Consider the following 25,602-nt stretch of genomic DNA (forward strand, 5'->3'; position numbering starts at 1 on the left):
TCCATTGCCCCCCGGGTGGCGCGCTATGCTCGGCGGCTCAGGGGAGGCGACGCACAGACGGCGCCGAGAGATTGTCATTTGTCCACGCACGTTGAACCGGCGGAAGAGCCACCACACGAGGCCGTGCTGAGCACGGCGCTGGTGCGCGCATTGCATGCGCTGCTGCCGGACTCGGCCGTGGTCCGCGTTGGCTGGGATGACCCGCAGCTGGGCCGCGGACAGGGCGGCTGGCCGGCTGTCGCGGCGGCCGACGCGTTGACGGTGCCCGGCGTGGGCAACGGTTGCCATGGCTGGGAATATGACGGTGCCCGCCTGCAGTTGTCGGTCGAAGGCGCCGTGCCTTCAGCGGCGTGGTGGGGGCTGGCCCGGCAGGCCATGGAGCTGGCGTTGCAGCGCGGTCGCCAGGCCGGGCAGATCAAGGCGCTGGAAGAAGCTGAACGGCTGCAGCAGGCGCTGTTCCAGATCGCCGATCTGGCTGGCGCCGACCTGGAGATGTCGGAGATGCTGCGTCACGTGCACGGCGTGCTTGGCACGCTGATGTACGCGGAAAACTGCTACATCGTCGAGTACGACGATGTCCGCGACCAGATCCGCTTCCTGTACTTCGCCGACCAGGTCGATGACTTCGTCGCCGATCCGTCGCAGAGCCATGACGCCGACGAGATGCCGCGCAGCCTGACCGTGGCGTTGCTGCGCCACGGCAAGCCGCTCAGCGGCCCCTCGCGCGAGTTGCTGGCGCGCGTGGTCGAGCAGGAGCACGACCCGCAGCGTGGACCGGAGAGCCTCGACTGGCTGGGCGTGCCGATGCTGCGCGATGGCCGGGTATGCGGCGCCATCGTGGTGCAGAGCTATGAGCTGGCGGCCCGTTATGGCGAGGCCGAGCGGGCGCTGCTGGGTTTTGTCGCGCAGCACGTGCAGACCGCGATGGACCGGCGCCAGGCGCAGGTCCGGCTGGAACAGCAGGTGGAGCGGCGCACGCTGGAGCTGCAGCGTGCCAACCACAGCCTGCAGGATGAAGTGGCCGAGCGCCGCCGCGCAGAGCAGCTGCAGACCGCGCTGTACAACATCGCCGAGATGGCGATGTCGGCCGACAGCCTGGCCCAGTTCTACGGGCAGGTGCATGGCGTGGTCGGGCGCCTGCTTGACGCGCGCAATTTCTACATCGCGCTGGTGAACGGGGCCGGCAGCGGCCTGGACTTCGTCTACTCGGTGGACGAGCACAACGCCAGCCGTGCGCCACGCCCGTTCAGCCGCGGCCTGACCGAGTACGTAGTGCGCAACCGGCGTCCGTTGCTGGCTTCGCGGCAGCAGATCGACGCACTGCTGGCCAGCGGTGAAGTGCGCGAATCGGGCGCACGTTCGCATTGCTGGCTGGGTGTGCCGCTGCTTCGCGATGACGAGGTGGTCGGCGCGATCGTGGTGCAGAGCTACAGCGAGAACAGCACGTTCAGCGTGCACGATCAGCGCTTGTTGACCTTCGTTGCACAGAACATCGGAACCGGGCTGGCGCGCCAGCGCGACCAGCAGCAGCTGCGTTCGGCGCATGCCGAGCTGGAAAAGCGCGTGGAGGAACGTACCCGCGAGCTGGCCGAGGTCAACGAGAAGCTGCTCGGGCAGATCGGCGAGCGCCTGCGTGCCGAGCAGCGCCTGACCCATCAGGCCATGCACGATGCGCTGACCGGCCTGCCCAACCGCCTGCACCTGCTCGATCGCCTGCAGGATGCGTTGGCGCTGGCCAAGCGCGAGGGTGGGCCAGTGTTCGCCGTGTTGTTCCTCGACCTGGACCGCTTCAAGCTGGTCAACGACAGCATCGGCCACGCTGCCGGCGATCGCATGCTGGTGGAGGTGGCCAAGCGCATCGTATCGATGGCCGGCACCGATGACGTGGTGGCGCGGCTGGGCGGCGATGAGTTCGCGGTGCTGCTGCAGTGTCCGCAGGGGCTGGCACAGGCGCTGGAGTTCGGCCAGCGGCTGTTGCTGGCACTGCAGGAATCGATGTGGATCGCCGGGCGCGAACTGTTCCCGTCCGGCAGCCTCGGCATCGCCTTGTGGAACCCGCGCTACCGGACCGGTGAAGAACTGCTGCGCGACGCAGACGCGGCGATGTACCGGGCCAAGGCGCAGGGTCATGACCGCTGCGCGATCTTCGACGAAGACATGCGCGAAGAAGCGATGCGCAGCCTGGACCTGGAAGCGGATCTGCGGCGTGCGATCAACAACCGCGACTTCGTGCCGTTCTACCAGCCGATCGTGCGCCTGTCCGATGGCGAAGTGGTGGGGCACGAGGCCTTGCTGCGCTGGCGCCACGAGCGTCGTGGCCTGTTGCTGCCCGGGGCGTTCCTGGAGCTGGGCGAGGAAAGCGGCCTGATCGAGCAGGTCGACTGGCTGATCTACGAACAGGTCATCGCGGGACTGGCCGAAGGCGGCCACGGCTATGTCTCGGTGAACGTATCGCCACGCCATTTCCGCTCGGCCGAGTTCAGTGGCCGCCTGTTCGGTCTGCTCGATGCATGCGGCGCCGACCCGCGCCGGCTGCGCCTGGAGATTACCGAGGTGGCGCTGCTGGATGATGGCCCGCACACGCTGCGCATCCTGCAGGGCCTGCGCGAGCGTGGCATCCAGGTGCAGCTGGACGATTTCGGTACCGGCTTCTCGGCGCTGTCCTACCTGCACCGCTTCCCGATCAGCACGTTGAAGATCGACCAGAGCTTCATCGCCGGCCTGCATGGGCCGGAAGTGCAGAGCACGCGCGCGCTGGTCGAGGGCGTGCTGTCACTGGCCCGCACCTTGGGCATCGAAACCATCGGCGAAGGCATCGAGACCGAAGCGCAGCGGCAGACGCTGCGCGAACTTGGTTGCGACTACGGCCAGGGCTACCTGCTGGGCCGCCCGGCGCCGTGGGACGGCGCGGTGGCCTGAGCCACCGCGCCGGGTCGCCTCAGCGCAGGGCGGAGCGACGCTTCTCGTCGATCCACTTGGAAGCCTGGGCCGGCTGGTAGTTCTGCATCCACTCCAGCATTTCCTCGATGTCCGAGCCGTACCACAGGTCCTGGCGCTGGTCCGGATGCAGGAAGCGCTCTTCCACCATGCGATCGATCATGCCGATCAGCGGGGCGTAGAAGCCTTCCACGTCGAGGAAGGCGCATGGCTTGTTGCCGATGCCCAGCTGGCGCCAGGTCAGCATCTCGAAGATCTCTTCCATGGTGCCGAAGCCGCCGGGCAGGGCGACGAAGCCATCGGCGAGGTCGAACATGCGCGACTTGCGCTCATGCATCGAACCGACGATCTCCAGTTCGGTCAGGCCGCGGTGGGCCACTTCCCAGTCGGCCAGCTGGCGCGGGATCACGCCGGTCACCTCCCCGCCGGCGGCGAGCACGGCATTGGCCACGGTTCCCATCAGGCCGACGTTGCCGCCGCCATACACCAGGCGCAGGCCGTCACGGGCGATGCGATCACCCAGGGCAATGGCGCGTTCGGTGTAGGCCGGCTTGCTGCCAGCGTTGGAACCACAGTACACACAGATCGATTTCATGGATCTTCCTGTCTCTTGGCCGGAAACGAAAACGCCCCGTCGCCAACCGCAGGGCGGTCAGGGACGGGGTGTCGGTGGATTATGAGGCCTTGACAGGCCTTCTGTAGAGCCGAGCCACGCTCGGCTGCGCTTCGTTCAGATCGCGGCAAAGGCTGAGTCGAGCATGGCTCGACTCTACAAACGCCAAGCAGGCTTACGCGGCAGCCGCCTGTTCGCGACGCGGGCCTTCACGCAGGGCGCGGCCCACCATGCCGACCAGCAGGTCCAGCTCATCGCTGTCCATGCCGAAGTGCGGGGTGAAGCGCAGCGAATTCTCGCCGCCGTGGATCACGTTGATGCCGTGCTGGCGCAGCCATTCCTCGGTGGAATTGGCGCCGTAGCACTTGAACTGCGGGGCCAGCTCGCAGGAGAACAGCAGGCCGGTGCCCTGCACCTTGGTGATCAGGCCACCCAGTTCGCTCTTGAGCTGTTCCAGCTTGCGCACGGCCTCGGCACCGCGTTCGGCGATGTTGGCACGCACCTGCGGGGTCAGCTGCGCCAGGGTGGCACAGGCCACGTCCAGCGCGCGTGGGTTGCTGGTCATGGTGTTGCCGTAGATGCCCTTGCGGTACAGCTGCGCGGCGTGCTCGGTCACCGCCAGCACCGACAGCGGGTACTGCGCGGCGTTGAGCGCCTTGGAGTAGGTCTCCATGTCCGGCGGATCCAGGCCTTCGAAGCCCGGGTAATCGACCACCGACAGCACGCCATGCGCGCGCAGACCAGCCTGGATCGAGTCCAGCAGCAGCAGGCTGCCGTGCGCACGGGTCAGCTCACGGGCCACGGCATAGAACGCCGGCGGCACCGAACGGCCCGGGTCGCCTTCGCCCATTACCGGTTCCAGGAACACCGCCTCGATGAACCACTGGTTGCGTGCGGCGTCCTCGAACACCTTGCGCAGGCCGGCCTCGTCGTACGGCGCCACGGTGATCACCGAATCCTCGCCGCGGTAGCTGGCCAGGTGCTGCATGTAGCTCTTGCGGCTGGAATCGGAATACAGGGCAGGGCGGTCGGTACGGCCATGGAAGCTGCCCTTGACCACCACGCGCTTGATCGTGGCGCCGGCGTGGCGCGCGCCCGGGTCGGTCTGCAGCTTGGCGTTGACGTCGGCGATGCGCGCGGCCAGGCCAACCGCCTCGGAGCCGGAATTCAGGCACATGAAGCGCGCGAACGGGCAGCCGCCACGGCGGTGGCCGATCTCGGCGCGCAGGGCCGTGATGAAGCGCTGCTGCGACAGGCTGGGGGTCATGATGTTGGCCATCACCTGTGGGCGTGCCATCGCCTCCAGCACGGCATCCGGGGTGTGCCCGAAGCCGAGCATGCCGTAGCCGCCGGCGTCGTACAGCACCGCGCCCTTCAGGGTGACCACCCAGGGGCCACGCGCGGCCAGCGCCACGTACGGGGTCACTGCATCATCGGCGTAGAAATTGACGAAGCCGTCCTGCATCGCGTCGATCTGCGCCTGTTCGTCCTGCGCCAGCAGCGGCCCCAGGTCGGCCTGCACGCGCGCGAACTCCTCGGCGGCGGCATCCACTGCGGCGATCAGCTGCGGGTGGCGGACGGACAGGGCGGTCAGGGTGGCGTCGTCCAGGCCGGTGGTGAGGCGGGTGCCGGGCTGGGTGCGCAGGGGGGCGAGGCGTTCGATGAAGCTCATTGCAGATCTCCTGAAACGATGGGTCGCACGGGCCTTCAAAAGCAAAACGCGCGTCAACGCGCGCTTGGGGGCAGGCTCGTGCAGCGGACTTCCGACTCGATGCTAGCACTTGTTTTTTTGCGCGATAACCCCGCAAAAACCTGCTGCATAGCAGCATTTTGCGCGACGTTCGCCGCGAAGCACGCCGGCTCGCAGACGCTGGACGTACAATGCGCGCCATTGTCGACCTGTTGCCGCCCACTGCCTTGAAGAAGTCCGATTTCAACTACGACCTGCCGGCCGAACTGATCGCGCAGGCGCCCCTGGCCGAGCGTTCCGCCAGCCGCCTGCTGCTGGTGCCGCAAGCCCCCGCCGCGTTCACCGACCTGCAGGTGCGTGACCTTCCGTCGCTGCTGCAGCCGGGCGACCTGCTGGTGTTCAACGACACCCGGGTGATCCCGGCGCGCCTGTTCGGGCAGAAGGCCAGCGGCGGCCGCGTGGAGATCCTGATCGAGCGCTTGCTCGGCGGCCAGCAGGCCCGTGCCCAGGTCGGCGCCAGCAAGTCGCCGAAGGCCGGCAGCCGCATCGCGCTGGATGCCGGTGGCGAAGCCGAGGTGCTGGGCCGCGATGGCGAGTTCTACGTGCTGCAGTTCCACGTGCCCGAGTCGCTGGAGCAGTGGCTGCTGCATGCCGGCCGCCTGCCGCTGCCGCCGTACATCCAGCGCGAGCCGGGCGTGGACGACCGCGAGCGCTACCAGACCGTGTTCGCGCGTGAAGTGGGCGCGGTGGCGGCACCGACCGCGGGCCTGCATTTCGACGAACCGTTGCTGGCCGCACTGAAGGAAAAGGGCGTGGAGTTCGGCCACGTCACCCTGCACGTGGGCGCGGGCACCTTCCAGCCGGTGCGTGCCGAAGACCTGAAGGACCACGTGATGCACCGCGAGTGGCTGAATGTCGGTGCCGAACTGGTGCAGCAGGTGCGGCGCACGCGCGCCGCCGGCGGCCGCGTGATCGGCGTCGGCACCACCGTGGTGCGCGCGCTGGAAAGCGCGATGCGCGATGGCGAGCTGCTGCCGTTCGCCGGCGAGACGCAGATCTTCATCACCCCCGGCTACCGCATCCGCAGCGTGGACGCGATGGTGACCAACTTCCACCTGCCGGAAAGCACGCTGCTGATGATGATCTCCGCGTTTGCCGGCAAGGAGCGCGTGTTCGAGGCCTACCAGCACGCGATCGAGCAGCGCTACCGCTTCTTCAGCTACGGCGACGCGATGCTGCTGTTCCCGCAGGCGGGGTAGCGCGCCCCGGGAGGGCAGGGGCCCCCTGTGGGTGCGCACCTTGGTGCGCACGCCTTCTTGGGAGACAATAGGCAACTATTTGCCCCAATGACCGCTCCATGTCCCGACTGCAGTTCCAGCTCCAGACCCGCGACGGCCGTGCCCGCCGTGGCCGCCTGACCTTCCCGCGTGGCACGGTGGAAACGCCGGCCTTCATGCCGGTGGGGACCTATGGCTCGGTCAAGGGCATCCTGCCGGACCAGGTGCGCGCGCTGGGCGCCGAGATCATCCTCGGCAATACCTTCCACCTGTACCTGCGCCCGGGCCTGGACATCATCGCCGACCACGGCGGCCTGCACGGCTTCTGCCGCTGGGATGGCCCGATCCTGACCGACTCCGGCGGCTTCCAGGTGTTCTCGCTGGCGCACCGCCGCAAGATCACCGAGCAGGGCGTGACCTTCGCCTCGCCGACCGACGGCGCACGGGTCTTCCTCGGTCCCGAGGAGAGCATGAAGATCCAGAAGGTGCTCGATTCGGACATCGTGATGATCTTCGACGAATGCACCCCGTACCCGGCCACCGAGGACGTTGCCCGCCGTTCGATGGAGTTGAGCCTGCGCTGGGCGCAGCGCAGCCGCAACGCGCATGACGAACTGGGCAACGACGCGGCCCTGTTCGGCATCGTCCAGGGCGGCGTGCATACCGACCTGCGCAGCCGCTCGGCCGATGCCCTGCAGGCGATCGGCTTCGACGGCTACGCCATCGGCGGCCTGGCCGTGGGCGAGCCGGAGCACGAGCGCAACGCCATGCTCGACCACCTGGACCCGGAGCTGCCGGGCGACCGCCCGCGCTACCTGATGGGCGTGGGCCGGCCGGAGGACCTGGTCGAGGGTGTCGCACGTGGCGTGGACATGTTCGATTGCGTGATGCCGACCCGCAACGCCCGCAACGGCCACTATTTCACCTCGTTCGGCACCGTCCGCATCCGCAACTCCCAGTACGCGCGCGACATGGACCCGATCGAGCCGGGTTGTGGCTGCGTGGCCTGCACCGGCGGCTACACCCGTTCCTACCTGCGCCACCTGGACCGCTGCAACGAGATGCTGGCGCCGATGCTGGGCACCCTGCACAACCTGTTCTACTACGAAAAGCTGATGGCCGACATCCGCGCGGCGATCGAGGCGGGAACCTTCCTGGCCTTCCGTGAGTCCTTCTACGCGGCACGCGGGGCGGTGGCCCCGCCGCTGTAACCCGAACGCCCCCTGCCAAACGGCCCAAGGACGAACGCCCGGGGCCGTGGCATACTTCAAGGCTGACCCAGATCCGCGGTCGACACCCCCGTCCCTGAAGGGACGGGAGCGCCGCCCAACCAAAGGACCAACGATGAACCTGCTTGCTTTCCTGATTCCCGCCGCCCACGCCCAGGCCGCCGGCGGCCAACCGCAGGGCATGGGCCTGACCACGCTGCTGTTCCCGATCATCCTGATCGCCATCATGTACTTCCTGATGATCCGCCCGCAGATGAAGCGGCAGAAGGAACACAAGTCCATGCTGGAGAAGATCAAGCGTGGCGACGAAGTGCTGACCAACGGTGGCATCGCCGGCAAGGTCACCGACATCGGCGACAACTTCATCACCATCGAAGTGGCCGAGAACGTGCGCATCCGCGTGCAGAAGGGCGCTGTCGGCAGCGTGCTGCCGACCGGCACCCTGGATTCGGCCAAGTAAGCCACTCCCTTTCCGAAGCACAACCGCGGCGCCGGGGATGGCGCCGCGCGGGACCCAAGCAATGCTCGAATTTCCACGCTGGAAGTACGTCGTCATCCTGATCGTACTGGCGCTCAGTGCGCTGTACGCGCTGCCCAACATCTACCAGAAGGACCCGGCCATCCAGATCACCGCCAACCGTGGCGGGCAGATCGACGATGCGCTGCGCGACCGTGTGCTGGCCGACCTGAAGAAGGCCGGGGTCACTGCCATCGGTGCCGAAAAGGAAGGGGAAAGCCTGATCGTCCGTCTGCCGGACCTGAAGTCGCAGTCTGCGGCCAGCGATGCCCTGCGCGACACCGTCGGCGAGAAGTACACGGTGGCCCTGAACCTGGCCTCGACCGTGCCGGACTGGCTGGCCCGGCTGGGCGGTCGCCCGATGGTGCTCGGCCTGGACCTTCAGGGTGGCGTGCACTTCGTGCTGCAGGTCGACCAGAAGGCCGCCCTCGACAAGCGCCTGGATGCCTACACCGAAGACGTGCGCGGCACCCTGCGTGACGCCCGCATCGCCTACCAGTCGGTGGAGCGCCGTGCGGACAACAGCATCGTGGCCAACCTGAGCCCGTCCGCCGGTGACGACGCCGCGCAGCGTGCCCGTGCCGCCCTGGTCAAGGCACAGCCGACGCTCGGCTATGACGTCAGCGGCAACCGCATCACGGTCACCGTGCCGGAGACCGAGATCACGCAGATCGCCAACGGCGCCATCGAGCAGAACATCAACACCCTGCGCAACCGCGTGAACCAGCTCGGCGTGGCCGAGCCGATCATCCAGCGCCAGGGTGCCGACCGTGTGGTCGTGCAGCTGCCGGGCGTGCAGGACACCGCCGAAGCCAAGCGCATGATCGGCGCCACCGCCACCCTGGAGTACCGCGCGGTGGTCGAGGGCAATGCGCAGGACGCCATCAATTCCGGCCGCATCCCGCCGGAAGCGAAGGTCTACCAGCAGCGTGATGGCCGCGGCCCGATCCTGCTGAACAAGCGCGTGATCGTCACCGGTGACCAGATGGTCGGCGCGCAGGCGGTGACCGATTCGAACAGTGGCTCCCCGGCCGTCAGCGTGACGCTGAACAATGTCGGCGGCCAGCGCATGTTCGACTTCACCAGCGCCAACGTGAACAAGCCGATGGCGGTGGTCTACACCGAACGCGTGCCGACCGTGACCGTCGTCGACGGCCAGGAAGTGCGTGGCTTCAAGGTCAACGAGGAAGTGATCTCGGTGGCCAACATCAACGGCGTGTTCGGCAAGAACTTCCAGACCACCGGCCTGCAGAAGAAGGAAGCCGAGGACCTGGCCAAGCTGCTGAAGTCCGGCTCGCTGGCCGCGCCGATGGACTTCGTCGAAGAGCGCGTGGTCGGCCCGAGCCTGGGCGCCGAGAACGTCAAGAACGGCATGCGCGCGGTGGTGTTCGCGTTCCTGTTCACCCTGGTGTTCTTCAGCATCTACTACCGCATGTTCGGTGTGATCACCTCGGCGGCGATGCTGTTCAACCTGCTGATCGTGGTGGCGGTGATGTCGCTGTTCGGCGCCACCATGACCCTGCCGGGCTTCGCCGGCCTGGCGTTGTCGGTGGGCCTGTCGGTGGACGCCAACGTGCTGATCAACGAGCGTATCCGTGAAGAACTGCGCGCCGGCGTGCCGGGCAAGACCGCGATCGTGACCGGTTACGAGCGTGCCTCGGGCACCATCCTCGACGCCAACCTGACCGGCCTGATCGTCGGCGTGGCGCTGTTCGCATTCGGTACCGGTCCGCTGAAGGGCTTCGCGCTGACCATGATCATCGGTATTTTCGCCTCCATGTTCACTGCGATCACCGTGTCGCGTGCGCTGGCGACGCTGATCTACGGCCGTCGCAAGAAGCTCCAGAACGTGGCCATCTGACGGGACGACACGCACAATGAAACTGTTTCCGCTGCACATCCTCCCGAACGACACCAAGATCGACTTCATGCGCTGGCGCCATGTCGCCATGGCAGTCACCATCGTGGTGTTCCTGGCCTCGGTCGCCATCATCGGCATCAAGGGCTTCAACTACGCACTGGACTTCACCGGCGGCACCCTGATCGAAACGCGTTTCGAGAAGGCCGTGGACGTCGAGCAGGTCCGCGCCAAGCTGGAGCAGAACGGCTTCGACGGTGCCCAGGTGCAGAGCGTCGGTGGCAATACCGACCTGCTGATCCGCCTGGCGCCGCACGGCGAGCATGCGCCGGGCACCGGTGATGCCGCTGCCGAGGACAAGGCCACCGCCGCGGCCGTGGTGAAGGTGCTGTCCAGCGCCGACAACCAGGCCACGGTGATGAGTACCGCATTCGTCGGCCCGCAGATCGGCAAGGACCTGGCGAAGAACGGCCTGTACGCCACCATCTTCATGCTGGCCGGCTTCCTGATCTACATCGCGGTGCGCTTCGAATGGAAGTTCGCGGTCACCGCCAGCATCGTGGCGATGTTCGACCTGATCGTGACGGTCGCCTACGTGTCCCTGCTGGGCCGTGAGTTCGACCTGACCGTGCTGGCCGGCCTGCTGTCGGTGATGGGCTTTGCGATCAACGACATCATCGTGGTGTTCGACCGCGTCCGCGAGAACTTCCGCAGCCTGCGCGTGGACTCGATGGAGGTGCTGAACCGTTCGATCAACCAGACGCTGTCGCGTACGGTGATCACCGCGGTGATGTTCTTCCTGTCGGCGCTTGCCCTGTACCTGTACGGCGGTGCGTCGATGGAAGGCCTGGCCGAGACGCACATGATCGGTGCGGTGATCGTGGTGCTGTCCTCGATCCTGGTCGCGGTGCCGATGCTGACGATCGGCTTCCTGCGCGTCAGCAAGCAGGACCTGCTGCCGAAGGCGAAGGACGTCGAGGCCCTGGCCCGTCGCCCGTAAGCATCTGCTGCACGCGGCACACAGAGAACCCCGCGCAAGCGGGGTTTTTTGTGTGCAGGGCTTGCAGCCCTGCACCCCCGGTAGTGCCGGCCGCTGGCCGGCAACAGCAACAGCAACAGAGTGCATTCCGTGGTTGGGCGGGACGGTGTCGGAGTGCGGGGACGCCGCAAGTACGTCCGTGTAGGCTCGGTCGCCGCATCCATGCGGCTGACACCCCGCACTCCGACACCGCCCCGTCTCTGACAGATTCCTGCGGCTGTTGGTAGGTGTCGACCTTGGTCGACACATCTGTCAGATATCGATAATCAAACTGGAATCAGATCTACCGTGTCGACCAAGGTCGACACCCACCAGAGAAGAATGCTGTCCCGACAGGTCGCGGAAATCTGTCGAAGGCGGGGTGGGTCCGGTTGCGGGGCGTGAGCCGCATGGATGCGGCGACCGAGCTTACATGGACGTACTTGCAGCGCCCCCCGCAACCGGATCCACCCCGCCAACCCACAGGAACCCCGCTTTTGACGCTGCTGTTGAGGTTGCCGGCCAGCGGCCGGCACTACCGCGTGTGCAGGGTGCAGCCCTGCAAAGAGAAACCCCACCCTACGCCAGCGTCGGTTGTGCAATCGTCCCCCGCGCACTACGATCCTGCGGTTCGCGCGCGCAGGCGCGCGCCCGTATTCCTGCTGAGCGCCCCGTGCGCCGCATCTGCCAACCCGAGGTATCCATGGTCATCAAACCGCGCGTCCGCGGCTTCATCTGCGTCACCACCCACCCGACCGGCTGCGAGGCCGCGGTCAAGCAGCAGATCGACTACATCCGCGCGCGCCCACCGATCCAGAACGGTCCCAAGCGGGTGCTGGTGATCGGTGCCTCGACCGGCTACGGCCTGGCCGCGCGCATCACCGCTGCCTTTGGCAGTGGCGCCGCCACCCTCGGCATCTTCTTCGAACGGCCGGGCAGCGAGACCAAGCCGGGCACGGCGGGCTGGTACAACTCGGCTGCGTTCCACAAGTACGCCGACGAAGCCGGCCTGTATGCCAAGAGCATCAACGGCGATGCCTTCTCCGATGAAGTGAAGGCGAAGACCATCGAAATGATCAAGGCCGATCTCGGCCAGGTCGACCAGGTTGTCTACAGCCTGGCGGCGCCGCGCCGCAAGCATCCGAAGACCGGCGAGATCATCAGCTCCTCGCTGAAGCCGATCGGCGAGCCGATCACCCTGCGTGGCCTGGATACCGACAAGGAGGTGCTGACCGAGACCCACCTGCAGCCGGCTACCCCGGAAGAGATCGCCGGTACCGTCGCGGTGATGGGCGGCGAAGACTGGCAGATGTGGATCGACGCGCTCGCCGATGCCGGCGTGCTGGCCAACGGCTGCACCACCACCGCCTTCACCTACGTGGGCGAAGAGATCACCCAGGCGATCTACTGGAATGGCTCGATCGGTGCGGCCAAGAAGGACCTGGACACCAAGGTGCTGGGCCTGCGCGAGAAGCTGGCCAAGATCGGTGGCGATGCACGCGTATCGGTGCTGAAGGCGGTGGTGACCCAGGCCAGCTCGGCCATTCCGACCATGCCGCTGTACCTGTCGCTGCTGTTCAAGGTGATGAAGGAAAAGGGCACCCACGAAGGCTGCATCGAACAGCTGGACGTGCTGTACGACATCCTCTACGGCGGCAAGGCCGACGGCGTGGCGATCGATCGCCTGCGCCACGACCTGGTCGATGGCGATGGCCGCACCGTTGCGCTGATCGATGAGGAAGGCCGCCTGCGCGCCGATTACAAGGAAATGGCCGCAGATGTGCAGGGCAGGGTGGTCGCGCTGTGGCCGCAGGTGACCAACGAGAACCTGTACGAGATCAGCGATCTGGCCGGCTACAAGGCCGACTTCCTGCGCCTGTTCGGCTTCGGCGTGGAGGGCGTGGACTACGAGGCCGACGTCAATCCGGACGTGAAGATCGAAAATCTGGTCGACATGACCTGATCAACGAAAAGGCCGGCGAACGCCGGCCTTCTCGTTTGTGTAGAGCCGAGCCATGCTCGGCTGCTCTTCGCTTGAGTCCCGCAGCCGAGCGTGGCTCGGCTCTACAGAGAGGCGTCACCCGAACTCGAAGCCCATCTCCGGCAGCGCCGGGCCGACGAAGTCGCCCTGCACGTAATCCACGCCGGCACTGAACAGCAGCGTCATCGAGTTGGCATCGCTGACGAACTCGGCAATGGTGCGGATACCCGCTTCCTGTGCGCGCGCGGTGATCTGGCTGATGCGGTCGATGTTCTCGCGCGTGGCGGCCAGGTCGCTGGTGAAGCCCCGGTCCAGCTTGAGGAACTGCGGCTGGAAGTGGGCCAGCAGCTGGAATGAATCCAGCCCCGAACCGAACTGCTCCAGGCCGATGCGGCAGCCCAGCGGCGCCACTTCGGCTAGGAACTGCTGCGCACTGCGCAGGTGGGTGAAAACCTTCGCTTCCGGCGCATGCAGCCACAGCCGTTCGCCGGGCACGCCCTGTGCCTGCAGTTCGCGGCGCAGCGTGGCGATCATCTGCGGGTCCTCGAACGATTCCGGCGTCACCTTCACCAGCACCTGGGTGGCGTTGCCTTCGCGTGCCCGCTGGCCGAGCACCGCGATGGCCTGCGAGACCACCCAGCGATTGATGTCGGCCAGCAGGCCGTGTTCCTCGGCGATGCCCAGGAACGCGGTCGGGCTCAGCAGCTCGCCATTGTTCTCCAGGCGCAGGTAGGCCTCGTACAGCTCCAGTGGCTCGCCCTGCAGGTTCAGCACCGGCTGGTAATGCAGCTGGAAGCCGTCGCCGGCCAGCGCCTCGCGGATGCGCGCAACCCAGCGCTGTACGCGTTCTTCCTCGACACGGTCGGCGGCAGCCGGGTCGAAGATGCGGCAGGTGTTGCCCAGTTCGGCGGCGGCCTGGGTGCAGTCGCTGGCGCGCGCCAGCACCTGGCCGATGCTGGCGATCTTCTCGCCCACCTGCACGCCACCGATGCTGACCGTCACCGTGGCCGAGCGTGCGCCGATGCTGAAGACATGTGCGGCATAGGCTTCGCGGATGCGCTCGGCCAGCGCCACGGTCTGCGCGTAGGGCCCGGCCTGCAGCACGGCGAAATTGTGTTCGCCGAAGCGGGCCAGTTGCGCGTCCTCGCCGACCACCTCGGCCAGCAGGGCGGCGAGAGCGCCGATCAGGATGTCGGCCGACGCCAGGCCGATATCCGGCAGCAGGCGCGCGTAGTGGTCAGGCTCGATCAGCAGCAGGCCGAACTGACCCTCGCTGCGCCCGGCCTGGGCCACCGCGCTTTCCAGCTGCAGCATGAAGGTCGGGCGATTGAGCAGGCCGGTGACCTGGTCGCGCTGGCGCAGGTCCTCGACCTCGCGTGCCAGCTCGGGGTCGAACTCCATGCGGCGGCGGAGCACCACCTGCAGGCAGGACTCGCCCTCGTAGGTGGCCGCGGCAAATTCCATCGTCGCCGGGAAGGAACTGCCGTCCTCGTGGCGCGCGTCGAGCTGGTACTGCGGCGGCGGCGCCTCGCCACGGCTGAGGCCTTTGAGCAGCTGTTTGAAGCCCTCCACGTGCTGGGCGGCGACCATGTCCAGCAGCGAAATGCCTTCGATGTCCTCGAAATGCTCGTAGCCGAACATCTCCAGATAGGCGTCGTTGGCGCGGATGTGCATGCCTTCATGCACATAGGCGATGGGGTCGCGCGAGGAGGCGATCAGCGCGTCGCAGCGGCGCTCGGTCTCGCGCATCTGCGCCTCGATCCGGCGCAGGCCGCGACGCGCCTGCAGGTCGACCCACTGGTCGCGGACCACGGCGAGCAGATGCTCGGGGCGCTGGCGCAGGGCGAGGGCGCGGATGCCATGGCTGCTGGCCTGCACCAGTTCGTCCTCGTCGATGCGCTCGGCCAGCAGCACCAGCGGGATGTCCTTGCCGCTGGCGGCGATGTGCTGGGCCGCCAGCTGCAGCGGGATGCCCTGCGAAGGCGAGGCCAGCACCAGGTCGATGGCCTGGCTGGCCAGCACCTGGGCCAGCTCGGCCGCATCCTGCGGGCGCCACGGGCGTACCGCGATGCCGCTGTTGCGCAGGGTGCTGACGATGGCTTCGGCATTCTCGCCGCTGTCATCGACGATCAGCAGGCGGATGGTGATGTCGTTCGCGTTCTGCATGCACTGCTCCCCAATCTGCGAATCTAGATACACGATGCGCGGCGAACCGTCCATGCGCGCACCCCTGGCGCGCGTCGAACGGCGAAGTGGTTCACACCACGCCGCCCGCTGCGTGGCCGCTGGCCCAGGCCCATTGGAAGTTGTAGCCGCCCAGCCAGCCGGTCACGTCCAGCACCTCGCCAACGAAGTGCAGGCCGGGCACGCGCTTGGATTCCATCGTCGAGGATGACACTTCGGCGGTGTCCACGCCGCCCAGGGTGACCTCGGCGGTGCGGTAGCCTTCGGTGCCGCTGGCCACCAGCGGGAATGCGCCCAGCAGCTGCGCGGCCTGGCGCAGCACCGGCTCGTCCAGCTGGCGCACGGGCCGGTCGGGCAGCCAGTGCTCGCACAGGCGTTGCGCCAGCCGCTTCGGCAGTACCTCGCCCAGCACCGTGCGCAGCTCGGCGGCCGGGCGGTCGCGCTTCATCTGGCGCAACCACTCGCCGGCATCCTGGCCCGGCAACAGGTCCAGCTCCAGCGCATCGCCGGGCTGCCAGAACGACGAAATCTGCAGGATGGCCGGGCCGCTTACGCCACGGTGGGTCAGCAGCATGAAGTTCTGGAAACTCTTTCCGTTGCAGCGCGCCTCGATCGGCAGTGCGACGCCGCTGAGGTCGGCCAGCCGCTCCTGGTGCTTGCCGCTGAGGGTCAGCGGCACCAGCCCGGCGCGGGTCGGCAGTACCTGGTGGCCGAACTGGCGGGCCACCTCATAGCCAAAACCGCTGGCCCCCATGCTGGGAATCGACAGGCCACCGGTGGCAACCACCAGCGAGGCGCAATGGAACAGGCCCTGGGTGGTGTGCACGCGGAAACCATCGCTGCCGTGCTCGATGCGCTGCACGCTGCAGTCGGTACGGATCTGTACGCCGGCCGCCTGGCACTCGTCCACCAGCATCTTCACGATCTGCTTGGACGAGATATCGCAGAACAGCTGCCCCAGTTCCTTTTCGTGATAGGCGATGCCGTGCTTGTGCACCAGCTCGATGAAATGCCAGGGCGTGTAGCGGGCCAGCGCCGACTTGCAGAAGTGCGGGTTGGCCGACAGGAAGTTGGCCGGGGTGGTGCCGGTGTTGGTGAAGTTGCAGCGGCCACCGCCGGACATCAGGATCTTCTTGCCGACCTTGTTGGCATGGTCGATCACCTGCACCTGGCGGCCGCGCTGGCCGGCAGTGATCGCGGTCATCAGCCCGGCTGCGCCGGCACCGATGACCACCACATCGCAACGGATGGTGCTCATGCCTTGGCGCGCTTGCGCCAGTCCGGGATCACGTCGAGCTGGATCTGGTCGTTGAGCAGCTGCACTTCGCCGTCCTGGATCAGCACGCTCCAACGCATGGCACGCTGGATCTGCTGGCCCCAGCGCTCGACGAATTCGCCGTCCAGATCGACCACCGAAAGATTGTCGAAGCGCGCCAGGCCCTTGCCCTGCTTGCTCCACCAGATCTCCGAGGCGTTGCCGCCGTAGTTGACCACCTGCACCTGGCGGCTGCGATTGCTGGCCTTGCGGATGCGCGATTCGTCCGGATGGCCCAGGTCGATCCACTGCAGGATGTCGCCGGTGTAGTCGTGTTCCCACAGATCGGGCTCGTCATCGGTACTCAGGCCGCGGCCGAACTCCAGGCGATCGCCGGCGTTCAGCGTGAAGGCGAGCAGGCGCACCATCAGGCGCTCGTCGGTCTCGGACGGATGCTGGGCCAGGGTCAGGTTGTGGGTCGCGTAGTAGCCGCGATCCATGTCGCTGATCTGCAGTTCGGCCTTGCGGATGGTGGCGGTAAGAGCCATGGGGGATCCGTGGACTAAAGAGGACAATGATAGAGGTTTGCTCCGGGGGTGTCCGTGGCCGGACTGTCTGCGCACCGTCAACGGTGGCACTCTTGCGCTCTTTCCCGTGGCCGGAGTGGACGCCATGAGCTTGCCCAGCCGGTTGCAGCTGCCGCCCGGCCCCTGGGCCACCCTGCTGGATGGCCTGTGTGCACGTTTTCCGCGCATCGCGCGCGCGCAATGGCAGGATCGCTTCGCGCGCGGCCGTGTGCTGGACGCACAGGGCAGGGCGCTCACTGCGGACATGCCCTGGCAGGTCGGGCTGGACATCCAGTACTTCCGCGAGGTGGCCGACGAACCGGTGATCCCCTTCACCGAAACCATCGTCCATCTGGATGCGCACCTGCTGGTGGCCGACAAGCCGCATTTCCTGCCGGTGACACCGGCGGGCGGGCATGTACGCGAGACGCTGCTGGCGCGGCTGGTCGCCCGCACCGGCAATGCCGATCTGGTGCCGCTGCACCGGCTGGATCGGCTGACGGCCGGGTTGGTGCTGTTCTCGACCCAGCGTGCGTCGCGCGATGCTTACCAGCGCCTGTTCCGTGAGCGGCGCATCGAAAAGACCTATGAGGCCTTGGCACCGGCGCTGCCGGGGCGGGAGTTTCCGCTGCAGCGGTACAGCCGCCTGGTGCCGGGCGAGCCGTTCTTCCGCATGGCCGAAGTGCCCGGCGAGGCCAATGCGCGCAGCCGGATCGAGCTGATCGAGGCCGAAGGGCCGATCTGGCGCTACCGGCTGCTGCCGGAAACCGGCCGCAAGCATCAGCTGCGCGTGCACATGGCCATGCTGGGGGCGCCGATCATGGGTGACGACCTGTACCCGCAGCTTCGGCAACGGGCACCGGACGTAGCCGAGGCGCCGCTGCAGCTGCTGGCGCGGGCCCTGGCTTTCGATGACCCGTTGAGTGGTGCACGACGGATGTTCAGCAGCGGCTGCAGCCTGAGCCTTCCGGCTTAGGGCGGCCAGGCGCTCAGCGGGCCGGGCGTCGCGCCAGCCAGCGGTCCAGCTCGGCGGCGAACAGCTGCCGGTCGCGGGGGCCCAGGGGCGGCGGTCCGCCGGTCTGGACCCCGGCGCCGCGCAGTTCCTCCATGAAATTGCGCATCGACAGTCGCTCGGCCATGTTGTTCGGTGTGTACAACTGGCCGCGCGGGTTCAGCGCGACGGCCTGCTTCTCCAGCACCAGCGCGGCCAGCGGGATGTCCTGGGTGACCACCAGGTCCCCCGCGGCGACCCGCTCGACGATGGCGCTGTCGGCCACGTCCAGCCCCTGCGGCACCTGGATCGAGCGCAGCCAGCGCGAGGGCGGGGTGCGGATCCACTGGTTGGCGACCAGGGTCAGTTCGATCCCGACCCGTTCAGCCGCACGGAACAGGATGTCGCGGATGACGGTGGGACAGGCGTCCGCATCCACCCAGATGCGGGGAGAGGCGTGTTCAGCGGGGGTTTCAGCTTCAGTCATTTACCCAGTGTAGGGTAGGAAAAACCTGAATGGGGACTCGGAGTTAGCCGCGAGAGGCTGCCAACCCTTGTCACGCCTAGCGGGTGACGTATTCCCATGAACGTCGGGGCTATCGCTTTTTGCAGAAAACACGCGTATCGTGCGACCCACTGTGTTTGCTAGGGTCACCGTGAATCGTGGCCTGGTGCAGTTGATCTCACGATCCGCTCATCGATCCGCTTTACCAACGCCTGCAACTCAGTCTCGGCCCCGATACCCGGTGGCTGCGATTTTTTTCAACATGTGTTTCAGGAGTTAGTAAAAATGTCTGAACGTCAGACCGGTACCGTCAAGTGGTTCAACGACGCCAAGGGCTTCGGCTTCATCACCCCGGAAAGCGGCCCGGACCTGTTCGTGCACTTCCGCGCGATCCAGGGCACCGGCTTCAAGACCCTGCAGGAAGGCCAGAAGGTTACCTTCATCGCCGTCCAGGGTCAGAAGGGCATGCAGGCTGACCAGGTGCAGGCGGTCTAATCCGTCTGCTACCGTTGGTTAGCCAGAACGCCGGAAGCGAAAGCTTCCGGCGTTTTTTATTGCCCGCCGTTTTTTTTGTAGAGTCGAGCCATGCTGGACTGCGCCCAAAGACAGTCGAGCATGGCTCGACTCTACAAAGGACATGCAGCCGGCGCGGTACGATGCGCGTCTCCCCAAGGGATCACCCCCATGCGCATCGTCCACCATCTGGAAAACTCCCGTTCGCTGCGCGTGCTGTGGATGCTGGAGGAGCTGGGGTTGGACTACGAACTGCGCCGCTATCCGCGCGATCCGAAGACGCTGCTGGCGCCGCCGGAACTGCGCAACGTGCATCCGCTCGGCAAGTCGCCGGTACTGCAGGATGGTGAGCTGGTACTGGCCGAGTCCGGCGCGATCCTCGACTACCTCGCTGACCGTTACGACACGCAACGCCAGCTGTCGCCGTCACCGATGCCGGCAGACGGGGCCGAACGCATCGCTTACCGCTACTGGCTGCACTACGCCGAAGGCTCGGCGATGCCACCGTTGCTGCTGACCCTGGTGATGGGCCGCATACGCAACGCGCCGATGCCGTTCTTCGCGCGCCCGATCGCACGCAGCATTGCCGACAAGGCCGAGCGCGGCTTCATCGGCCCGCAGCGGCGCCTGCACCTGGACTGGATGGAGCGCCGCCTGGCCGAAAGCCCGTGGTTTGCCGGCGAGCGTTTCAGTGCGGCCGACATCCAGATGAGCTTCCCGATCCAGGCCGCTGCCGCGCGCGGTGGTGGCCTGGACGACAAACCGGCACTGCGTGGCTTCCTCAAGCGTATCGGTGAACGCCCGGCCTACCAGCGTGCCGAGGCCCACGGCGGCCACCTGCAGGCGCTCGGCGGCAATTGAGGAGGGCGGCCGTCGCCCTCATCTCCAGCACCATGGATACCGACACTCCCCGTTTCGACAACCGCCTGCTGCACACCCTGCCGGGCGACCCCGAATCCGGCCCGCGCAGGCGCGAAGTGCTGGGCGCCGCCTGGTCGCCCGTGATGCCGACCCCGGTGACGGCGCCCACGCTGTTGGCCTGGGCGCCGGACGTCGCCGAAATGCTTGGCTTCGATACCGCTGAAGTCGAAAGCGAAGGTTTCGCGCAGGTATTCGGCGGCAATGCGCTGTACGCCGGCATGCAACCGTGGGCAGCCAACTACGGTGGCCATCAGTTTGGCCACTGGGCCGGCCAGCTCGGCGACGGGCGTGCGATTTCGCTGGGTGAGCTGGTTGCGCCGGATGGCCAGCACTGGGAGCTGCAGTTGAAGGGGGCCGGGCCAACGCCGTACTCGCGCGGGGCCGATGGACGGGCAGTGCTGCGCTCATCGATCCGCGAATTCCTGTGCAGCGAGGCGATGCATCACCTTGGCGTGCCGACTACGCGCGCGTTGTCACTGGTCGGCACCGGTGAGGACGTGGTGCGCGACATGTTCTATGACGGCCATCCGCGTGCCGAGCCAGGCGCCATCGTATGCCGGGTCTCGCCGTCGTTCCTGCGCTTCGGTTCGTTCGAACTGCCGGCCTCGCGCGGTGAAACCGCCCTGCTGCAGCAGCTGGTGGATGCCTGCATCGCCCGCGACTTCCCCGAACTGCAAGGGCAGGGCGAGGCGCTGTACGGCGACTGGTTCGCGCAGATCGCGGTGCGCACGGCCGAGATGATCGCGCACTGGATGCGTGTCGGCTTCGTGCACGGCGTGATGAACACCGACAACCTGTCCGTGCTCGGTGTGACGCTGGATTACGGCCCCTATGGCTGGGTCGAGGACTTCGATCCGGACTGGACGCCGAACACCACCGACGCCCAGGGGCGCCGCTACCGCTTCGGCACCCAGCCGCAGGTGGCGTACTGGAACCTGAGCCGATTGGCGCAGGCGCTGTCGCCGCTGTTCGCCGATGTCGCACCGCTGCAGGCAGGCCTGGCGGCTTACCAGTCCACGTTCGTGGCCTGCACGCGTCGCGATGCTGCAGCGAAGCTGGGGCTGGCTGCTGCCGACGATGATGACCTGCAGCTCTACCAGCGCTGGCAACAGCTGATGCAGGAGGGCGCAATGGACATGACCCTGGCTTGGCGCGCACTGATGCGCATCGACCCGGCGGCAGCAGATGCGACGGTTCTGGACGCGGTGTACTACGACGAGGCGCGGCGACAGGCAGTGCAGGCACCGCTGCGGCACTGGCTGCAGGACTACGCAGCGCGCCTGCGCCGCGATCCGCTGGCGGCCAGCGAACGCCAGGCGAAGATGGCAGCGGCCAACCCGCTGTACGTGCTGCGCAACTGGCTGGCCCAGGAAGCGATCGACCGCGCAGAGCAGGGGGATCTCGGCGGCGTCCATGCACTGCAGGACGTGCTGCGCGACCCGTACACCGAGCGTGCCGGCCTGGAACACTTCGCTGGCAAGCGCCCGGCGTGGGCCGACAATCGCGCCGGTTGCTCGATGCTGTCCTGCAGTTCCTGAGGGTGGGTTTCGGCAGGGCTGCGCCCTGCACCTGCGGAGGCCAGATCAACAGCCAGAGCAAAAGCGGATTCCGTGGTTTGGCGGGGCGGTGTCGGAGTGCGGGGACGCTGCAAGTACGTCCCTGTAAGCTTGGCAGCCGCATCCATGCGGCTGACACCCCGCACTCCGACACCGCCCCACCTCCGACAGATTCCCGCGGCTGTGGGTAGGTGTCGACCTTGGTCGACACATCTGTCAGATATCGAATGAAATTCCGGGGTCAGATCCGTTTTCCTTCGTAAAACGGATCTGACCCCACGAGCTGCCCGACAGGTCGCAGGAAACTGTCGAAGGCGGGGTGGGTCCGGTTGCGGGGGCGTGAGCGCCATGGATGGCGCGACCGAGCCTACACGGACGTATTTACGGCGTCCCCCGCAACCGGACCCGCCCCGCCATCCCCCGGAATGCAGGCTGTTGCTGTTGCCGTTGCCGTTGCCGTTGCTGTTGAGGTTGCCGGCCAGCGGCCGGCACTACCGCAGATGCCGGGCGCAGCCCGGCCGGACACCACCAGCAGGCAGGCGGCGCCCGGAACAGGTACCCTATGCCGCCATCAGATAGCCAATGTGACATGACCGACGCCATCGTCGCTCCGCAGTGGGCCTCCCGCCTGCGCGACATCGCCGACTTCCCCAAGCCCGGCATCCTGTTCAAGGACATCATGCCGCTGCTCGCCCATGGCGAGGATTTCCGCGGCGCGATCACCGCGATGGCCGACCGTTGGCGCGACCAGAAGCTGGACGCAGTGGTCGGCATCGAATCGCGTGGGTTCATCCTCGGTGCCGCGATGGCGCTGGAGCTGGGCGTCGGCTTCGTGCCGGTGCGCAAGCCGGGCAAGCTGCCGGGCCAGGTCCTGCGCGAGGAATACACGCTGGAATACCGCAGCGACTGCATCGAAGTGCATGCCGATGCGCTGCCGGCCGGCGCCCGCGTGGTGATCATCGACGACGTGCTGGCCACCGGCGGCACGCTGGTCGCTGCGCTGTCGCTGGTGCGCCGCCTGGGCGTTGAAGTGGTCGGCGCCGGTGTACTGGTCGAGCTGGACGGCCTCGGTGGCCGTGCGCGCTGGGAAACGGACCTGCCGCTGCACACCGAACTGGTGTTCTGATCGAAGGGCAGGTGCCAACCAAGGTTGGCATCTACCAGAGCGAATGGCCGGGAGCCGGTCGTTGCCAACCTTGGTTGGCAGCACTTTTCGCGACGGGTGCCATGGACGGGCCAACCAAGGTTGGCCGCTACCAGGCCAGATCGTTACCAACCGTGGTTGGCAACGCTGCTTCAATCACATCATCCGCACGCGGAAACGACGGCCCTTGATCTTGCCGGCTTCCAGCTTGGCCACGGCCTTGTTGGCCTGCTCACGCGCGATCGCCACATAGGAGCGGGTCGGGAAGATCGCGATCTTGCCGATGAACTTGCTCGACAGGCCGGCATCACCGGTCAGCGCACCGAGGATGTCGCCCGGGCGCAGCTTGTCGGTCTTGCCACCGTCGATGCGCAGCGTGCGCATCGCGGCCTGCGGCAGTTCGGCCGGGCGCGAGGTTGCCAGCGGCGTCTTCTGCCAGTCCAGCGGCTGCCCCATCTGCGCTTCGATGGCGTCGGCGCGGGTCTTCTCGCGGCCGGCCACCAGGCTGATCGCCAGGCCACTGGCACCGGCACGGCCGGTGCGGCCGACGCGGTGCTGGTAGCTTTCCACGTCGGTCGGAAGCTCGTAATTGATCACCGCCGCCAGCTCTTCCACGTCCAGGCCGCGCGCGGCGACGTCACTGGCGACCAGCACGTTGCAGCTGCGGTTGGCCAGCAGCAGCAGCACTTCCTCGCGGTCGCGCTGCTCCATGTCGCCGTGCAGGGCCAATGCGGAGAAGCCGAACTGCTGCAGCGAGTTGGCCACTTCGTCCACGTCCTTGCGGGTGTTGCAGAACACGACCGCCGATTCCGGCGTGTACTTCAGCAGCAGGCCGGCCAGCGCCTTCTGGCGATGCGCCGGTTCCACCTCGCAGAACAGGTGGCGGATGGCCGGTGCCTGGTCGGCGCCTTCCACGGTCACTTCCACCGCGTCGCGCAGCAGGTCACGCGCCATGGCGCGGATGCTGTCGGGGAAGGTGGCGGAGAACAGCAGGCTCTGGCGGTCCCTATGGGTGCGGCCGGCGATCTCGCGGATCGGCTCCTCGAAGCCCATGTCGAGCATGCGGTCGGCCTCGTCCAGCACCAGCGTGCGCACCGCGCCCAGGTTCAGCGCGCGCTTGCGTGCCAGCTCCTGCACGCGGCCGGGCGTGCCGACCACCACATGCGGATCGTGGCCTTCAAGCGAGGCCAGCTGCGGGCCCAGCGGCACGCCGCCCACCAGCAGCAACAGCTTCAGGTTGGGGATGCCGGTGGCCAGCTTGCGGATCTGCTTGCCGACCTGGTCGGCCAGTTCGCGGGTCGGGCACAGCACCAGCGCCTGCACGCGGATCAGGCTGGGGTCGATGGCCTGCAGCAGGCCCAGGCCGAAGGCGGCGGTCTTGCCGCTGCCGGTGGGTGCCTGTGCGATCACATCACGGCCATCGAGGATGGCCGGCAGGCTCTGCGCCTGCACGGGGGTGAGGGTGGTGTAGCCGAGGGCATCCAGGCCGGGCTGCAGGGCCGGGCTCAGCGGCAGGGTCGAGAAGTCAGTCATGGCGCATTGTACCTGCCTGCGCGGCCGGTCCCGCCTGATCGGATGGGGTCGAATCCCTTTCCGCAGGAAAGGGCTCTGACCCCATCGGAGTCGTCATCCACGCAGGGCGTGAATATACCCGGGGGGCGTCCACGCATGGCGTGGATCTACGGATGGATGCCGACCTGGGTCGGCACGCTCCTGCTCAGCCAAGCACCGCTAGTACACCCTGATGGATCGCCAGGCCACCGAACAGCAGCCAGGCGAACAGGATCAGCGCCAGCAGCAGCGGCTTCAGCCCGGCCTGGCGCAGCGCCGAGACGTGGGTGGTCAGGCCCAGCGCGGCCATCGCCATCGCCAGCAGCACGGTATCCAGCTGCACCAGCCCCGCCTGCAGGCCCGCCGGCAGCAGATGCAGCGAGTTGAACCCGGCCACCGCCACGAAACCAAAAGCGAACCACGGCACCACGATGCGCGCCTTGCTGCCGTCGGCGCTGGCCTTGCCGCCACGCGCCAGCCACAGCGACAGCGCGACCAGGAACGGCGCCAGCAGCATCACCCGCACCATCTTGGTGATCACCGCCGTGTCGGCCGCTGCTTCGTTGACCGCGCGGCCTGCCGCCACCACCTGTGCCACTTCATGCACCGTCGCACCGGTGAACAGGCCGTACTGCCGCGCGTCCATTGCCAGCCAGCCGTGCGACTGCACCAGTGCATACAACGCCGGGTAAAGGAACATCGCCAGCGTGCCGAACACCACCACCGTAGAGACCGCGACGGTGACCTGCGCAGCGCGGCCGCGCACCACCGGCTCGGCGGCCATCACCGCCGCCGCGCCGCAGATCGCGCTGCCGGCGCCGATCAGCATCGCCGCTTCGCGCTCCATCTTGAACACGCGCATGCCCAGCCAGCAGGCCAGCCCGAAGGTGCTGGCGACCACCAGCACGTCCATCAGCACGCCGGCCACGCCGACGTGGCCGATGTCCTGGAAGGTCAGGCGCAGGCCGTACAGCACGATGCCGGCGCGCAACAGCCAGTGCTTGGAGAAGCCGACACCGGCCGCGCTGCTCGGCGCCAGCCGCGGGTAAAGGGTGTTGCCGACCACGATGCCGGCGACGATGGCCACGGTCAGCGCGCTCAGGCCATGCGCCTGGAGCCAGGGAAGCTGGGCCAGGTACAGCGACGCCGCCGCGATCAGGCCCACCAGCAGCAGGCCGGGCAGGCGAGGCTGCCAGCGTTGGCGCAGGGCGGGCAGGGACCAGGAGGAGAGAGCGGTGGCGTTCATGGCGCGACAGGACTGGAGTGATGGGCCAAGCGTGCGCCTGTGTCACTGAC

General features: G+C 67.2%; 20 protein-coding genes. 12 read left to right on the forward strand and 8 right to left on the reverse strand.

Annotated features, from left to right (window positions below):
• The first annotated feature begins 78 nt into the window (after positions 1-78).
• Positions 79-2,919, forward strand: coding sequence for an EAL domain-containing protein (locus QP609_RS08490; protein WP_069117163.1), 2,841 nt, complete (start codon positions 79-81; stop codon positions 2,917-2,919).
• Positions 2,920-2,938: 19 nt separating this feature from the next.
• Here the strand turns inward: QP609_RS08490 and QP609_RS08495 are convergent, their stop codons facing one another.
• Positions 2,939-3,532 carry a TIGR00730 family Rossman fold protein gene (locus QP609_RS08495; RefSeq protein WP_014036864.1) on the reverse strand — a complete coding sequence of 198 codons (594 nt, stop codon included), beginning with the start codon at positions 3,530-3,532 and terminating at the stop codon, positions 2,939-2,941.
• Between the two features lie 193 nt (positions 3,533-3,725).
• On the reverse strand, positions 3,726-5,222 hold the full coding sequence (locus QP609_RS08500; RefSeq protein WP_014646824.1) for an aminotransferase class III-fold pyridoxal phosphate-dependent enzyme: 1,497 nt from the start codon (positions 5,220-5,222) through the stop codon (positions 3,726-3,728).
• 209 nt (positions 5,223-5,431) lie between these two features.
• On the opposite strand from QP609_RS08500, the gene queA reads away from it, so the two are divergent.
• The 6 genes from queA to fabV all read left to right on the forward strand — a co-directional run bounded on the left by queA (position 5,432) and on the right by fabV (position 13,102).
• Positions 5,432-6,499, forward strand: a complete 1,068-nt coding sequence (queA, locus tag QP609_RS08505) for a tRNA preQ1(34) S-adenosylmethionine ribosyltransferase-isomerase QueA (protein ID WP_014646825.1) — start codon at positions 5,432-5,434, stop codon at positions 6,497-6,499.
• Positions 6,500-6,597: 98 nt separating this feature from the next.
• Positions 6,598-7,728, forward strand: a complete 1,131-nt coding sequence (gene tgt / locus QP609_RS08510) for a tRNA guanosine(34) transglycosylase Tgt (RefSeq protein WP_014646826.1) — start codon at positions 6,598-6,600, stop codon at positions 7,726-7,728.
• Between the two features lie 133 nt (positions 7,729-7,861).
• On the forward strand, positions 7,862-8,206 hold the full coding sequence (gene yajC, locus QP609_RS08515) for a preprotein translocase subunit YajC (protein ID WP_014036867.1): 345 nt from the start codon (positions 7,862-7,864) through the stop codon (positions 8,204-8,206).
• A 61-nt stretch (positions 8,207-8,267) separates the two neighbouring features.
• Positions 8,268-10,124 (forward strand): protein translocase subunit SecD, encoded by a 1,857-nt coding sequence (gene secD / locus QP609_RS08520; RefSeq protein ID WP_046430175.1) that lies wholly within the window; start codon positions 8,268-8,270, stop codon positions 10,122-10,124.
• A 16-nt stretch (positions 10,125-10,140) separates the two neighbouring features.
• A complete protein-coding gene (gene secF / locus QP609_RS08525) occupies positions 10,141-11,121 on the forward strand; it encodes a protein translocase subunit SecF (protein ID WP_014646828.1) in 981 nt (326 codons plus the stop codon).
• A gap of 721 nt (positions 11,122-11,842) precedes the next feature.
• The gene (fabV, locus tag QP609_RS08530; RefSeq protein ID WP_041863324.1) at positions 11,843-13,102 is read left to right on the forward strand and encodes an enoyl-ACP reductase FabV; all 1,260 of its coding nucleotides are present in this window, start codon (positions 11,843-11,845) and stop codon (positions 13,100-13,102) included.
• Positions 13,103-13,216: 114 nt separating this feature from the next.
• Here the strand turns inward: fabV and QP609_RS08535 are convergent, their stop codons facing one another.
• The 3 genes from QP609_RS08535 to QP609_RS08545 form a co-directional block, all read right to left on the reverse strand.
• Complete coding sequence (locus tag QP609_RS08535; RefSeq protein ID WP_197621109.1) at positions 13,217-15,286, reverse strand: EAL domain-containing protein; 2,070 nt, start codon at positions 15,284-15,286, stop codon at positions 13,217-13,219.
• Positions 15,287-15,377: 91 nt separating this feature from the next.
• The gene (locus QP609_RS08540; protein ID WP_046430176.1) at positions 15,378-16,562 is read right to left on the reverse strand and encodes an NAD(P)/FAD-dependent oxidoreductase; all 1,185 of its coding nucleotides are present in this window, start codon (positions 16,560-16,562) and stop codon (positions 15,378-15,380) included.
• Entirely contained in the window at positions 16,559-17,107 is a 549-nt protein-coding gene (locus QP609_RS08545) for a YaeQ family protein (RefSeq protein ID WP_197575484.1), read from the reverse strand. The genes QP609_RS08540 and QP609_RS08545 overlap by 4 nt, the downstream gene beginning before the upstream one ends.
• 124 nt (positions 17,108-17,231) lie before the next feature.
• On the opposite strand from QP609_RS08545, the gene QP609_RS08550 reads away from it, so the two are divergent.
• The gene (locus QP609_RS08550) at positions 17,232-18,101 is read left to right on the forward strand and encodes a pseudouridine synthase (RefSeq protein ID WP_126411965.1); all 870 of its coding nucleotides are present in this window, start codon (positions 17,232-17,234) and stop codon (positions 18,099-18,101) included.
• A 13-nt stretch (positions 18,102-18,114) separates the two neighbouring features.
• Here QP609_RS08550 and QP609_RS08555 read toward each other — a convergent pair whose 3' ends face one another.
• On the reverse strand, positions 18,115-18,603 hold the full coding sequence (locus tag QP609_RS08555; RefSeq protein WP_014646834.1) for a YaiI/YqxD family protein: 489 nt from the start codon (positions 18,601-18,603) through the stop codon (positions 18,115-18,117).
• 303 nt (positions 18,604-18,906) lie between these two features.
• Here QP609_RS08555 and QP609_RS08560 point away from each other — a divergent pair, with 303 nt between their 5' ends.
• The 4 genes from QP609_RS08560 to QP609_RS08575 all read left to right on the forward strand — a co-directional run bounded on the left by QP609_RS08560 (position 18,907) and on the right by QP609_RS08575 (position 22,737).
• Positions 18,907-19,116, forward strand: coding sequence for a cold-shock protein (locus QP609_RS08560; protein WP_005416210.1), 210 nt, complete (start codon positions 18,907-18,909; stop codon positions 19,114-19,116).
• Between the two features lie 189 nt (positions 19,117-19,305).
• Positions 19,306-19,995: a glutathione S-transferase gene (locus tag QP609_RS08565; protein WP_014646835.1), complete on the forward strand. Its 690-nt coding sequence runs from the start codon at positions 19,306-19,308 to the stop codon at positions 19,993-19,995.
• A gap of 32 nt (positions 19,996-20,027) precedes the next feature.
• Positions 20,028-21,593, forward strand: coding sequence for a protein adenylyltransferase SelO (locus QP609_RS08570; RefSeq protein ID WP_126411966.1), 1,566 nt, complete (start codon positions 20,028-20,030; stop codon positions 21,591-21,593).
• Positions 21,594-22,200: 607 nt separating this feature from the next.
• The gene (locus QP609_RS08575) at positions 22,201-22,737 is read left to right on the forward strand and encodes an adenine phosphoribosyltransferase (RefSeq protein WP_014646837.1); all 537 of its coding nucleotides are present in this window, start codon (positions 22,201-22,203) and stop codon (positions 22,735-22,737) included.
• Positions 22,738-22,911: 174 nt separating this feature from the next.
• On the opposite strand, the gene dbpA is transcribed toward QP609_RS08575, so the two are convergent.
• Both dbpA and QP609_RS08585 read right to left on the reverse strand, forming a co-directional pair.
• Positions 22,912-24,288 carry an ATP-dependent RNA helicase DbpA gene (gene dbpA / locus QP609_RS08580; RefSeq protein ID WP_014646838.1) on the reverse strand — a complete coding sequence of 459 codons (1,377 nt, stop codon included), beginning with the start codon at positions 24,286-24,288 and terminating at the stop codon, positions 22,912-22,914.
• A gap of 184 nt (positions 24,289-24,472) precedes the next feature.
• A complete protein-coding gene (locus tag QP609_RS08585; RefSeq protein ID WP_032960449.1) occupies positions 24,473-25,552 on the reverse strand; it encodes a YeiH family protein in 1,080 nt (359 codons plus the stop codon).
• Between the last annotated feature and the right edge of the window lie 50 nt (positions 25,553-25,602).

Source organism: Stenotrophomonas sp. 8(2023), assembly GCF_030345295.1.
GTDB classification, from domain to species: domain Bacteria; phylum Pseudomonadota; class Gammaproteobacteria; order Xanthomonadales; family Xanthomonadaceae; genus Stenotrophomonas; species Stenotrophomonas muris.

Bases quoted from the DNA above. Each gene is read 5' to 3' on its own strand.
- QP609_RS08495 (WP_014036864.1), bottom strand. From the start codon at position 3,532: ATGAAATCGATCTGTGTGTACTGTGGTTCCAACGCTGGCAGCAAGCCG.
- QP609_RS08500 (WP_014646824.1), bottom strand. From the start codon at position 5,222: ATGAGCTTCATCGAACGCCTCGCCCCCCTGCGCACCCAGCCCGGCACC.
- queA (WP_014646825.1), top strand. From the start codon at position 5,432: ATGCGCGCCATTGTCGACCTGTTGCCGCCCACTGCCTTGAAGAAGTCC.
- tgt (WP_014646826.1), top strand. From the start codon at position 6,598: ATGTCCCGACTGCAGTTCCAGCTCCAGACCCGCGACGGCCGTGCCCGC.
- yajC (WP_014036867.1), top strand. From the start codon at position 7,862: ATGAACCTGCTTGCTTTCCTGATTCCCGCCGCCCACGCCCAGGCCGCC.
- secD (WP_046430175.1), top strand. From the start codon at position 8,268: ATGCTCGAATTTCCACGCTGGAAGTACGTCGTCATCCTGATCGTACTG.
- secF (WP_014646828.1), top strand. From the start codon at position 10,141: ATGAAACTGTTTCCGCTGCACATCCTCCCGAACGACACCAAGATCGAC.
- fabV (WP_041863324.1), top strand. From the start codon at position 11,843: ATGGTCATCAAACCGCGCGTCCGCGGCTTCATCTGCGTCACCACCCAC.
- QP609_RS08535 (WP_197621109.1), bottom strand. From the start codon at position 15,286: ATGCAGAACGCGAACGACATCACCATCCGCCTGCTGATCGTCGATGAC.
- QP609_RS08540 (WP_046430176.1), bottom strand. From the start codon at position 16,562: ATGAGCACCATCCGTTGCGATGTGGTGGTCATCGGTGCCGGCGCAGCC.
- QP609_RS08545 (WP_197575484.1), bottom strand. From the start codon at position 17,107: ATGGCTCTTACCGCCACCATCCGCAAGGCCGAACTGCAGATCAGCGAC.
- QP609_RS08550 (WP_126411965.1), top strand. From the start codon at position 17,232: ATGAGCTTGCCCAGCCGGTTGCAGCTGCCGCCCGGCCCCTGGGCCACC.
- QP609_RS08555 (WP_014646834.1), bottom strand. From the start codon at position 18,603: ATGACTGAAGCTGAAACCCCCGCTGAACACGCCTCTCCCCGCATCTGG.
- QP609_RS08560 (WP_005416210.1), top strand. From the start codon at position 18,907: ATGTCTGAACGTCAGACCGGTACCGTCAAGTGGTTCAACGACGCCAAG.
- QP609_RS08565 (WP_014646835.1), top strand. From the start codon at position 19,306: ATGCGCATCGTCCACCATCTGGAAAACTCCCGTTCGCTGCGCGTGCTG.
- QP609_RS08570 (WP_126411966.1), top strand. From the start codon at position 20,028: ATGGATACCGACACTCCCCGTTTCGACAACCGCCTGCTGCACACCCTG.
- QP609_RS08575 (WP_014646837.1), top strand. From the start codon at position 22,201: ATGACCGACGCCATCGTCGCTCCGCAGTGGGCCTCCCGCCTGCGCGAC.
- dbpA (WP_014646838.1), bottom strand. From the start codon at position 24,288: ATGACTGACTTCTCGACCCTGCCGCTGAGCCCGGCCCTGCAGCCCGGC.
- QP609_RS08585 (WP_032960449.1), bottom strand. From the start codon at position 25,552: ATGAACGCCACCGCTCTCTCCTCCTGGTCCCTGCCCGCCCTGCGCCAA.